The sequence below is a fragment of the Brotomerdimonas butyrica genome (assembly GCF_025567305.1).
Lineage (GTDB): Bacteria > Bacillota > Clostridia > Peptostreptococcales > Anaerovoracaceae > Lentihominibacter > Lentihominibacter butyricus.
Genome location: NZ_JAOQJP010000002.1, coordinates 113939 through 125572 on the forward strand (window position 1 = coordinate 113939; position 11634 = coordinate 125572).

At 47.1% G+C, this 11634-nt stretch carries 9 protein-coding genes; 4 read left to right on the forward strand and 5 right to left on the reverse strand.

Features of this window, described 5'->3' with window-relative positions:
- Nucleotides 1-103 precede the first annotated feature (103 nt).
- Nucleotides 104-1162 (reverse strand): serine hydrolase domain-containing protein, encoded by a 1059-nt coding sequence (locus tag OCV59_RS01820; RefSeq protein WP_147592621.1) that lies wholly within the window; start codon nucleotides 1160-1162, stop codon nucleotides 104-106.
- Nucleotides 1163-1267: 105 nt separating this feature from the next.
- Between OCV59_RS01820 and OCV59_RS01825 the strand changes: the two genes are divergently transcribed.
- Together OCV59_RS01825 and OCV59_RS01830 are read left to right on the forward strand one after the other, a co-directional pair.
- Complete coding sequence (locus OCV59_RS01825) at nucleotides 1268-2398, forward strand: aldo/keto reductase (protein WP_147592622.1); 1131 nt, start codon at nucleotides 1268-1270, stop codon at nucleotides 2396-2398.
- 352 nt (nucleotides 2399-2750) lie between these two features.
- Nucleotides 2751-3422 carry a zinc ribbon domain-containing protein gene (locus OCV59_RS01830; RefSeq protein WP_262584047.1) on the forward strand — a complete coding sequence of 224 codons (672 nt, stop codon included), beginning with the start codon at nucleotides 2751-2753 and terminating at the stop codon, nucleotides 3420-3422.
- A 232-nt stretch (nucleotides 3423-3654) separates the two neighbouring features.
- Here the strand turns inward: OCV59_RS01830 and OCV59_RS01835 are convergent, their stop codons facing one another.
- Nucleotides 3655-4101 (reverse strand): flavodoxin family protein, encoded by a 447-nt coding sequence (locus tag OCV59_RS01835; protein ID WP_262584071.1) that lies wholly within the window; start codon nucleotides 4099-4101, stop codon nucleotides 3655-3657.
- A 549-nt stretch (nucleotides 4102-4650) separates the two neighbouring features.
- On the opposite strand from OCV59_RS01835, the gene OCV59_RS01840 reads away from it, so the two are divergent.
- Nucleotides 4651-5508 carry a hypothetical protein gene (locus OCV59_RS01840; RefSeq protein ID WP_147592625.1) on the forward strand — a complete coding sequence of 286 codons (858 nt, stop codon included), beginning with the start codon at nucleotides 4651-4653 and terminating at the stop codon, nucleotides 5506-5508.
- Between the two features lie 256 nt (nucleotides 5509-5764).
- Here OCV59_RS01840 and OCV59_RS01845 read toward each other — a convergent pair whose 3' ends face one another.
- The 3 genes from OCV59_RS01845 to OCV59_RS01855 form a co-directional block, all read right to left on the reverse strand.
- Nucleotides 5765-7051 carry a saccharopine dehydrogenase family protein gene (locus OCV59_RS01845; RefSeq protein WP_147592626.1) on the reverse strand — a complete coding sequence of 429 codons (1287 nt, stop codon included), beginning with the start codon at nucleotides 7049-7051 and terminating at the stop codon, nucleotides 5765-5767.
- Nucleotides 7052-7402: 351 nt separating this feature from the next.
- Entirely contained in the window at nucleotides 7403-8938 is a 1536-nt protein-coding gene (locus OCV59_RS01850; RefSeq protein WP_147592627.1) for an AraC family transcriptional regulator, read from the reverse strand.
- A gap of 294 nt (nucleotides 8939-9232) precedes the next feature.
- Nucleotides 9233-9964: an N-acetylmuramoyl-L-alanine amidase gene (locus tag OCV59_RS01855; protein ID WP_262584048.1), complete on the reverse strand. Its 732-nt coding sequence runs from the start codon at nucleotides 9962-9964 to the stop codon at nucleotides 9233-9235.
- A 196-nt stretch (nucleotides 9965-10160) separates the two neighbouring features.
- On the opposite strand from OCV59_RS01855, the gene OCV59_RS01860 reads away from it, so the two are divergent.
- Nucleotides 10161-11417: an alanyl-tRNA editing protein gene (locus tag OCV59_RS01860; protein WP_262584049.1), complete on the forward strand. Its 1257-nt coding sequence runs from the start codon at nucleotides 10161-10163 to the stop codon at nucleotides 11415-11417.
- Nucleotides 11418-11634: the final 217 nt, after the last annotated feature.

The window sequence follows — 11634 nt, forward strand, 5'->3', positions numbered from 1 at the left end:
TTCGGTCTGAAAAAACCGTTCCTGCATGTATAATTTTAACATATTGCCGCTTGCTTGCAAAATATTTTATCAGTTTGAAATGCCTTAAGCAGCACGTCGCGACTTACTCGATATCCATACAAAAGCTTTCAGTAAGCGGTTCTATCGGAGCTTCTGTCGTATTTGCCAGGATCACCAGGGCCGCATCGCATTCCGGGCACGTCCAGAAACTGGTTCTGAACCCATCATCTCCGCCTTCGTGGCCGACGAACATATGTCCGTTCTCATGTCTGATGAACCATCCCATACCCATCATCGCGAACTTGTCAGGGATATTGACTCTCTCAGTCCACATTTTTTCATAGCTGTCAGCAGACACTGCCTTTTTATCCAGATTATATCTTCCCCACTTCAGCAGATCCGAAACATTTGAGGTCAGAGTAGAGCTCGGCGCATGCTGCCTCGTATACGGGAACATCGACTCCAGCACGATCTTTCCATCTGCATCCTTTACATGAGGCATTGCGATCTTCGCCTTGTCTATATCCTCCAGACCGAGACTTCCGCCTGTCCTCTCGAATGTCAGGAATGTCGTGTCTTTCATGCCTGCCGGATCAAAAAAGTTTTCCTTTATATATGTTTCGAACGGCTGCCCCGAAACCTCCTGAACAACAAGTCCCAGCAGATCGTATGCCATGTCGCTGTACATAGGTGTACAGTTTCCGGGCTCGCCAAGCATCGGCCTGTCAGTCACTTCATTCGCAAACGCATAGTTCTTCAGTGCATCCGCGCCCGTCAGACCCGCTTTCCAGCCAAGCTCACCGGCATCCTGCAGTCCTGAAATATGACTCAGCATGTGATTGATCTCTATTTTTTGACATCGTTTATCAGCGATTGACAAATACGACAGCACATCCACCAGTTTATCGTCAAGTCTCAGCTTTCCTTCTTCAACAAGCTTCATTACAGCTGTAGAAGTGAATGTCTTCGATATCGACGCGCAGTGGAATATCGTGTCCGCATCCATCAGCTCGCCGCTTTCTATATTTCTGTAGCCCCGAGCACCGGTGCAGATCTCATCGCCTGCCATGATGCCCACTGCCAGTCCTGCCATACCACTAAGATCAGCCGATGCAAGGATCGCCTCACAGATACGGCTGAGTTCCATCGTCCCTTTTTCCATTGAAATACATCTCCTTTTTCAGTATAATCATGTTATATGATACCATAAAAGTTTGTTTTTTCAATGAAGCCGCCAACATGGCGGCAAGTATTTCAGGAGTAAAAAATGCAATACAGAACATTTAAAAAGCTGGACAGAGAAGTCTCCCTGCTCGGAATGGGAGCGATGAGACTTCCTGAGACAGAAGACGGCCAGATCAACGAGCCTGAAGCTATCGACATCATCAGATCAGCGATAGATGCCGGCATAAACTATGTCGACACAGCATTCGGATACCACAACGGCAAGAGCGAAGGGCTCGTAGGCAAAGCGCTCAGGGATGGTTACCGCGAAAAAGTCCTTCTCGCGGACAAGATGCCTATCTGGCTCGCAAAGGACGAAGAGCACATGAAGGAGATGTTCCAGACACAGCTCGAACGTCTCGACACCGACTATATCGATATGTATCTGGTGCACAGCGTCAACAAGCCGAACTGGAAGCGCATCAAAAAGCTCAACCTCATGCCTTTCCTCGAGGAAATGAAAGCTGCCGGCAAAATAAAGCACATCGGTTTTTCATTCCACGATTCATATGAGCTCTTCGAGGAAGTTCTTGATTCATATCCGTGGGAATTCTGTCAGATACAGCTCAACTATATGGACAAGGATATCCAGGCAGGCGTAAAAGGCCTGAAGCTGGCCGCTGAAAAAGGTCTGAGCGTGATAATCATGGAACCGCTCAAAGGCGGCAAGCTCACGACAGGGATCCCGCCTACAGTCCAGGAGCTCTGGGACAACGCGCCGGTGAAGCGAACGCCTGCAGAATGGGGCTTCAAATGGCTCGCAAGCATGCCGGAAGTCACTCTTATCCTGAGCGGCATGAGCTCCGGAGAACAGCTTCAGCAGAATATCGCTACGGTTTCAGCCGCAGACCTCAACGTGCTCTCAGACGAAGAAAGAGAACTCATCGACAAGGTCTCAGACGAATACAACAGACTCATCAAGTACTCCTGCACGGGATGCGAGTACTGTCTGCCATGTCCTCAGAAGCTCAAGATACCTGATCTTATCGACACTTTAAACGAATGGAACATCTACGGACAGAACCCTGCCACAAAAATGGAATACGTTGAATGGATACCTAAGGGCCGCCACGCTTCCGACTGCATATCATGCAAGGCGTGTGAAAAAAAATGTCCGCAGGGTCTCCCGATCGCACAGATAATGAAAGAGACTTCCGAGATTTTCGGTGTGTAAAGCCTGCAGCTGCCTGTAATCCCGCAACATAGGCGCTTACAGCGGTCTCTATCGCTGATCATCGAACAGTTTCGACCAGCCGGTCAACATGGATATGCCCGGTTGGTCATTTTTGTATACATATGGCAACAGCAGGCACTGGTACCTGATACCGGTTTCCCGAACTGGCACTGACAAATCGGAAACCCGGGTTGCCGCAAAAGGATGTCATTGTTAAGATTAAATTTATAAATTGGATTTATAATATGAAACATGTTGCGGAACGCACTTCTGTGCAGACCCTGCAGCTATGCAAATCACGCAGTTTTCGTCACATGGCATGCCGTGTGACCGGAGAATGGAGGATATGACAATGACAGAATCAAGAACCTATCTGCTGAACAATGTTGATATACAGATCGTAATAGACGAACTCAGCCGTTTTCTGCATACTGAAAAAGGCATGGATGTTCAGACTGCACCGACCCCCGACGGGTACCTGCTGCAGGCGGGACAGCCAAAAGACACGCTCCGCACTCTTTCAGGAATGCGTCTTGCCACGACAGTGCAGTTTTCCATTGTAGAAAATAATCTGAACGTCACGATAGGAGAAGGACAGTGGTCAGACAAGCTCGGAGCCGGCGCGGTCGGTCTCTTCCTGCTGTGGCCGCTTGCCATCACGGCAGGCATCGGCGCCTACAAGCAGAAAAACCTGCCCGACGAGATATTTCATGTGATAGGCTGCATACTTCAGCCGGCGGCGCAGAACATGGACGCCGGAGCTCCTTTTTCATCAGGTGCGCAGACACCGCCACAGCCTGATATGCACGCGGCGCCACAAACGCAGGCACCGATGCCGGGAGTCTCACCGATACCGACTCCGGTCAATGAAATGCTCACATGTCCGCAATGTGCAGCCAAGCTGCCTGCAGGATCGAATTTCTGCAACATATGCGGCACCAAGCTGAACAGCACCTGCCCGGGCTGCGGAGCACCGCTCATACCCGGCAGCAAATTCTGTTCTAACTGCGGCCAGGCACTGTAGCCACATCAAATACAAGCCCATAAGGCCGGGAAGATCTTCCCGGCTTTGCACAAAAATCCCGGCATTCCATTCATTATTTAATTAAATGCCGGGATCCCCTTTATACAATAATATAACGCAGTTCCGAAACCTGCGCTTTTTCACATCATGCACACGATCACATGATGCAACAGAAGCGAAATGCAGGTGCGGGCCTGCGCTTTTCATATGCAGACAGTATCCTGCTGCAGGATTACATGGCTTTTCCGAGCGCACGACATTTTTCCATCAGCGCTTCTGTTCCGTTCTCAGAATCATCAGCAGTGATTATTCCTCTGTCTTCAAGCCCCATGTAATCTATTATTCCTTCATATTCTCCGATCGAGCCTTCGTATACCTCCGGGGACATCGAGCTGAGCATCAGTGCTGCCTTAGTTGCCTTTGGCGGATGGTCTATCGCATATATACGCTGGATAGTAGCCTGTATCTGAGCAGTCATTGTAAAATAGTAGATAGGCGATGCAAGCACGAGTGCATCACATTCAAGCAGTGCAGGATATACCTTTTCCATATCATCCTTCTGCACGCACTTTCCTTCGCCTTTAGTATGGCAGTATTCGCACGCCAGACAGCCGGCGATCTTCATCTTTCCAACATCCAGGACAGTCACTTCATGTCCGGCTTCGCCTTCCGTGAGCAGTCATTTCATGAATGAGCTGTGAATGTAGATTTTTTATGGGATTTTTTATATGATCTCATACATTTGTTTTTCATCGTGGACTTTATACATCAAGTTTGTCACAGCTGTTTCAGCCAAAAGTATATGAAATTCATAGTGTCATGGCTGAAATATGTAAATTGCATTGCGCCCGAAGCCTCCACACCGTTCTTTCACATCACGGCTCTTATCATACTTTCACATACATTTCCAGTGCATTTCCTGTTTTCAGCCATTTCTAGGTTTATCTCTTATTGCTCGGCTGAAAAATCCCAGTTACTCATTTGCTGCCAGCTATCAGAACCTCTTCAGAAACATATAATTTACAGTTTTCAGCCATTTACACTTGAAAATTTCAGTTTATGGCTGAAACGGCTATGTAAAACTGCCGCTTTCCACTATACCTGTAAAATTACATAAAAAGACATGCTTATTACATTCTGCGAAATTATGATTGCCATGCTCCGATCGTGACCATATAATCACATTACATACCGGCACAGCACATGAAAGATTTTTAAGGAGGATCTCATGATCAGCAGAGAAGCCATACAAAAGGAACTGATAAAATGCAGAAAAATAAAGACCAGGTTGACACGTCAGCTTAAAGAACTGCCTGACAACACGCTTTTTACGAAGCTAGAGCACGGAAAGCCCAGATTATACACGTATTCAAACGGGAAGCCTCTGTATCTCTCACAAAATTCCTTTCCCGTTTTTGCAGAAATAGCCACAGGCAAGATACTGCGCTTCCTTTTAGAGCAGCTTTCTGTCAATATATCATCGCTTGAAAATCTGAGCTCAGAATACACGCCTCTGCCCGAAATGTTTCAACTGGAAAATATATCGCCGGCACTTCGTGATCTCCGCTACAGCATCAAGGGAACCGTGGCTGAAAGCAGCTGGAACGATCAGCTTCTGCGATATTTACAAGAAGAATTCCTGCCGGCTCAACAGGGACGCATTACCGAACGTGACATCTATATCTGGAGGTCCATCAAATATGAGGGCAACCCCTACCGCCCGGAGCAAAAGATTCACCAAACCCCAGGCGGCATCTATGTCCGTTCAAAATCCGAACTCCTTATCGCGACTCATCTCGAGTACATGGATATCCCGTACCGCTACGAAGCACCTCTGGTTCTGGAAGGCAATACAGTGTATCCCGATTTCAGCATACTTCGACCTGCCGATCATAAGCTTATATACTGGGAACATATGGGCATGCTGGGCGACTTCGATTACGCGCAGAAGGCCAGCATGAAACTCATGCAATATTTTCAATGCAATATCCGTCCCTATGACAATCTCATAACTACATACGATGATAACGGTACGCTCGATATGGCTCATATCGAACAGATCACGAATACGATGCTCCTTTATTGATTCCCGTATTTTTATGCAAAGCGCAGGGCAGCACAAAAGCGCGGTTTTCCAGGCTGCTGAAAACGGATCCGGATCCAGGGGAACCGAGACAGCACAAAAGCATGGTTTCTAGGCTACTGTCTGCTTTTTATTTGCAGCAAAAATGACGAACTGTCGCATTAATGATTTCTGATCGTTAGGGCGATGCCCTTTTCTTTCTACAAAAAAACGGCTGCCTGATGGCAACCGTTTTTATTCGATCTTAAATTATGTAAGCTTATTTAGTTACTGCATCTAAGAAAGCTTTTTCGTTTAATTCATCTGCGTATTCTGAATCCATTTCTTTGATTCCAGCAGGGAATTCGTACTTAGCAAGTCTTTCTACGAATGGATCTGGATCGAAGTGTTCTGGACCCCATGCACCAGCATCAGCCCAGATACCCTTAGCGATAAGTTCCATCATGATTACAGGACCTACTGCAGTCTGAGCAACTACTGAGTTAGTAGTGTACTTCTTGATGCATTCCTGGTTGTCAGCGATCTGATACAGATATACTGATCTGTATTTTCCGTCTTTCCATCCAGTTACCCAAGTACCTGCGCATCCTTTACCTGTCATTGTCATTGTAGCATCAACAGGGCTAGGGATTACCTTGCAGACGAAGTCTCTAGGAGTGATTTCGCTGTCGCCAACCTTGATCTTTGTTCTCTTGTCTGAGAGACCATATTCGAACAGAACCATTAACTTCTTTCTGAAGTCTGCAGGTACACCATATTTGAATGTACATCTGTTACAATCGATTTCTCTTGGAACGAGGAGTACTTCTTCGTGTTCTACGTTGATTACTTCTACGTCGCCGATTCCGCCAGGGAAGTTGAAGATTTCAGGCTCTGAGAACTGTTCTGTACAGAACCAGTGTCCTTCAGGATGCTCTTCGTTCTTTTCCCAGATTACTGGTGGCTGTAAGCATTCTTCGATAGTTGTCCATACTGAGAATCCGAAGTCTGAATCAGTATTTCCATAGTTATCTCCGTCTCTTACGTTTACTTCATCGATCTTGTCGAATAAGTGCTTAGCAGCATACTTAGCAAATACGTCAGCCATTCCCGGTTCAACACCTGAACCGCAGATAGCGATCTTGCCGGAAGCTTCCCATTCCTTCTGCTTAGCGAACTGATAGTCACCTAACTTGATGTTAGGAAGTTCATAAGGCTTTTCAGGATGCTCAGTACCTAATGTCATAGCGCAGTCAAGGTATCCGATCTTTGCAGCCAGGCAAGTGTCAAAGATAGTTTCGTTCATTCTTGGATCGCAAGCGTTCATTGCGAAATCAATATCATGCTTAGCGATTACAGCCTTGATATTGTCAGCGTCCATAGCGTTGATCTGCTCAGGAACGAATTTTCCGCCGCCGCAGATTTCTTCAGCTACTTTCTTAGCTCTTTCAACGTTATAGTCAGCTACTACAACTTTTTCAGCCCAGTCAGCCTCTGCGCCCTGTCTTGCGATAATTTTTGCTGCTGATGTACCAACGCCACCTGCACCAATGATAAGTAATTTCATCTCTTTACCTCCATAAATAATATTGTTTAAACAATAGTTTTAACTTTATTATGTCTAACTATATAGTAGTCCCTTTATCAGAAAATTTCAATTACACCTTTGTCTTAATCACATGATAAGGTTGCGATTTCTCCCGAAGAGCGCAGCAAGCGCGATTCGTCCGGAGAAACCGACAGCGCAGTGAGCTTCGCGAACGGAGGAGTCCTCGGAGAGGACGTTGCGATTTCTCCCGAAGAGCGCAGAAAGCGCGATTCGTCCGGAGAAACCGACAGCGCAGTGAGCATTGCGAACGGAGGAGTCCTCCAAGAGGACGTTGCGATTCGCCCGGAGAAACGAGGCGCAGCCGAAGAGCTAGATCCTGTCGATCAGTATCAGCTCGGCGCCCACTCCCTCGAATATCGTTCGCACGCTGAGCGCGTCCGAGCTGATGTAGCTGCTCGTCCTGATATTCGGCTCAGATATCATCTTGTTTATAAAGTTTTCCCTCAGGCTGGATCGCTTGTCCGGATTGAAACCATGTGCGATCTTTGCAAGAAAGTTCTCCTTTTCCATCCTGTACCTGATCACTCTGAAGTTTCCCGAAAGCCCTGTGCAGCGCACGAGGAACTCCATCTCGTTCTCATAGTTCCTGACGATCCTCATCAGATCATCTCTGCTCATTATCTTACGCAGGTTCTTGCCTGTGTTTTCATCGAAGTTGTACACCAGGATGCTGAGACTGTTCAGCACACCAGGGAACTTGCACTTTGTCGAGACTATATAATTCTCGCCTGCCGCGATGATGTTCTCATTCAGCTCCCTGAACTTGCGGTACGGATCCGCGAGGACACGGTTCACATCTCTTTCCATTATCTCCGACATGCTGACCGGCTTCTTTATCACTTCCGCGAACTCATCATAAATATCGATATCTATTATCACAGGCTTAGCCTTGAATTTATCAGCGTAGTCAGCGTAGATCCCCTTGACCTGCTTTCTTATCGCCTCTTCTATCTCTGCCGGAGTCGCAAGCTTGTACTGTGCGGCTATATCGCGGCTTATTATCTTTCCTATATATTTTTTACGGTATTCCAGCGGATGCATGCCGAACCACTGCTCGAAATGCTTTATATAATATCTCACAGCTGAAAATCCGGTTTCCTCCGCGATCGCTCCTATTTTCTTGTTGGTCCCCAGCAGAAGACGCTCGGATTCCTCGACTCTTATATAGCTCAGCAGATCCTGGAAGCTCAGTCCTGTCGCTTCCTTTATGATATGGGAAAGGTAGTAGATGCTGAGATGTTCACGATCTGCGATCTCGCTGAGCGTCAGCTTTCTCGTGTAATTGTCGTACATATAGTCAGTTATCCTGTTGAGCCTGCCGGCAAGGATCTTGTTCCCTTTGTTCTTTAGCTCATTCTTGAATCTGCCGTTTTCCATGACAAAATACTGAAAGTCGGAAAGCAGGCACGCGATCAGGTTGTGAGTGCTTTCTATCACCTTATGCTCATAACCGTAGCCCTTCTGCAGGATCTCCATCATGATCCTCGCGAGCAGAGTACGCAGCACTTCAAGGCTCTCATCACTGTCATCCTCTATGTCTGTTACAAAGAAGTTGTTTTTAAGATTGTCATAGTATCTGGAAAAGTACGTCAGATCCATCTGGAACATCATCACGAGATTATCCTCGTCTGTACGCTGGAAACTGTGCATTTCCCTGTCATTGAGAATGAACACGTCTCCCTGCTTGAGAGTATATGTATAATATCCGTTCCTCAGTATCACACTTCCGTCAAGGACATACACCACCTCCATATCATCATGGAAATGAATAGGATATTCTGTTATGTTCGCCGTGACCACATTGATAGGCAGCTCATCCTTGTAAACGATTTTTTCTTTTAACATCTTCTTCTCCTGTTTCACAAATATTATGTTAACCTATTGTCGTTTCGTATCTGACAACTTTCAACAAGTGGATATCTTTCAAATTTTAAGGGTTTCGGAAGTTTTCCACAATTTTTTCAAGATTGTATACGATTTTATCCAAAGATTGCTGTGGATAATTATTTTTTTGCTTTTGTGTATTTTTCAACGTTTGTCGCTGTCAAGCGCTTTTTTGACCACAAAGTTATCCACAATTTTATTCGGATTATTCAACTTTTGCCTGCTCCATGCCAAATCCCCTGAAATTCAACGGTTTTACTGATTTCCACATTTATCTCTGTTTACGTAATCACATATCCCTCTGCACAGCTCCTCAGCTATCCTGTCCTGAAAATCCTCATTTTCCAGATTTTCGGCATCCTCCCGGTTCGAGAGAAAACCGCATTCTACTATCACGACAGGCACCTCCGGAGCCCTGAGGATAAACACATCACTTTTCCCGAGCTCGCTCCGTTTCTTGTCAGTGTTTATCTCTCTGTTCAGCAGCTGCTGCAGGATATGTGCTGCCGCTTCACTTTCTCTGACTATATCCTCATCCGCGTCAGATGAAAAAAACACCTGCGCACCTTTTACTGACCGATCCTGTGTAAAACTGTTGAGATGTATACTCACGGCAAGTTCCGCGCCCGACTCGTCGATGATGCGCTTGCGCTCCTTCATATCCTGAGTCTTCATACTGCGTATGCTCGCCGCTTCCGAATCATCGTACAGTCCCTTGTCCCCGTCTCTTGTCATCACGACTTTGAGCTTTTCAGCTTCCAGCCTGTTCCTGAGTTTCAGCGCGATCGCCAGGTTTATGTCTTTTTCGACAGTCCCGTCAGCACTTTCCGCGCCGCCGTCCATCCCTCCGTGTCCCGGATCCAGCACGACCGCAGGGCTTTCTGCAGCTTTCCACACATGATCTGCCATATCATGCTGTGAAGGTACACCGAATACCACCCCCAGCAGTATGCACGCAACCAGTAAAATCATTCCTTTGCTTTTCATAGACACACCTCTCCATCCCGGAAACATCAGCGCGATATTTCCTTTACGATAAAAGATATGCCAGTCACCGCAAATTAATCATCTAATATGTATTATAAAACAACTCGAACATTTTTAACAGCATTTTGTTTGACTTTTTTGTTATATACGGATAAAATTCAATTAATCTACTTGCTATTTTATGGGAGTCAAAAAAATGAAAATAACAAAATTATACCAGCAGGACCGATATCTCAAAAACTGGACTGCCAGAATAACGTCAGTCCGGGCATCAGATGAAACACCCGGTCAGTTTACATTGACACTTGACCGGACAGCATTTTTCCCCGAAGGCGGCGGACAGAGTTGTGACACGGGAACGATCGAAACCCCTCACGGAAAATTCACAGTCATCGACGTGCAGGAAGACGGAGAAAACGTCATCCATACCGTAAAGCCGGCCGATGACAGCGGAACGCCTGAGCTTTCCACCGGCACCGAAGTGACATGCTCCCTCGACTGGGACAGAAGATTCGACAACATGCAGCGCCACTGCGGCGAGCACATCCTTTCAGGGATATTCTTCAGTCTTTTCGGAGGAGTGAACAGAGGCTTTCACATGGGGCACGACTACATGACCATCGATATTTCGCTTGAAGAAAAGCCGGAGATAACCGAGATCACATATCAGGACGCCCTCAGAGCCGAGCTCGAGGCAAACAGAGTCATCTGGTCCGCCGCACCCGTGACCGTGCTGCGCTTCGATTCGCGTGAAGAAGCCGAAAAAATGCCCCTCAGAAAAGCGCTTGCCTTCGACGAGGATATTTCTATCGTGTGCGTTGGCTCCGTCGAGAATGCCTCGGACTGCGTCGCATGCTGCGGTACTCATCCTGACACCGCAGGTCAGGTCGGCCTGATAAAGATCTACAAAATCGAAAAATACAAGGGCATGTTCAGGATATATTTTGAAGCCGGACAGCGCGCACTGGCAGACTACGACATAAAACACGACATGTTAACGGATCTTTCAAACAGGTATTCTTCCTCAGTTGAGGATTTCCCTTCAAAGCTCAAAGCACAGGAGGAAAAGACCGCAGCCCTGAAAGACGAGCTTTTCCATCTGAAAAAAGCGTATATAGAAAACGAATGCACGCGGCTCGATGCTATCCTCGACGGCGCTGATGCGAACGTTGTCGTCTACCCTCTCGAGCACCTTTCCCTGGATGATGCCTTCAGCATGGGCAAACACTACATGGGAAAAACCGGCCGCCTGATAATGCTTTACGCGAAAAAGAATACATCTTATATCCTCGTGTCCGACGGCAGCATAAAGTGCGGCGCGCTCGTAAAAGAATACGCTTCATTTTACAACGGAAAAGGCGGCGGCAACGACACCTCTGCACGCGCGATATTCTCGAATGCAGACGACGCTGCGCTTTTTGCAGATCTGATCAGAAAACACCTGATGCCGTGACCCGAAAGGCCCGCAACGTCCGAGACAGTCATAGCAGTCCAGCGACCCGAATGATCTGTGCGGTTCCGCAACGTCCTGCACAGATCCGCAACAGCTTGGATCCTCGGCATCCGTGGGAATCCGAGAAACAAACCAACTATAAAACCGGAGCGACTGTGATCCGCCCCCGCCCACTTCAGGCTTCAAGGGGAGCATATCATTATCGCCCCGGTTTTTC

Bases quoted from the DNA above. Each gene is read 5' to 3' on its own strand.
- OCV59_RS01855 (WP_262584048.1), bottom strand. From the start codon at position 9,964: ATGAAAAGCAAAGGAATGATTTTACTGGTTGCGTGCATACTGCTGGGG.
- OCV59_RS01850 (WP_147592627.1), bottom strand. From the start codon at position 8,938: ATGTTAAAAGAAAAAATCGTTTACAAGGATGAGCTGCCTATCAATGTG.
- OCV59_RS01840 (WP_147592625.1), top strand. From the start codon at position 4,651: ATGATCAGCAGAGAAGCCATACAAAAGGAACTGATAAAATGCAGAAAA.
- OCV59_RS01860 (WP_262584049.1), top strand. From the start codon at position 10,161: ATGAAAATAACAAAATTATACCAGCAGGACCGATATCTCAAAAACTGG.
- OCV59_RS01830 (WP_262584047.1), top strand. From the start codon at position 2,751: ATGACAGAATCAAGAACCTATCTGCTGAACAATGTTGATATACAGATC.
- OCV59_RS01820 (WP_147592621.1), bottom strand. From the start codon at position 1,162: ATGGAAAAAGGGACGATGGAACTCAGCCGTATCTGTGAGGCGATCCTT.
- OCV59_RS01845 (WP_147592626.1), bottom strand. From the start codon at position 7,051: ATGAAATTACTTATCATTGGTGCAGGTGGCGTTGGTACATCAGCAGCA.
- OCV59_RS01825 (WP_147592622.1), top strand. From the start codon at position 1,268: ATGCAATACAGAACATTTAAAAAGCTGGACAGAGAAGTCTCCCTGCTC.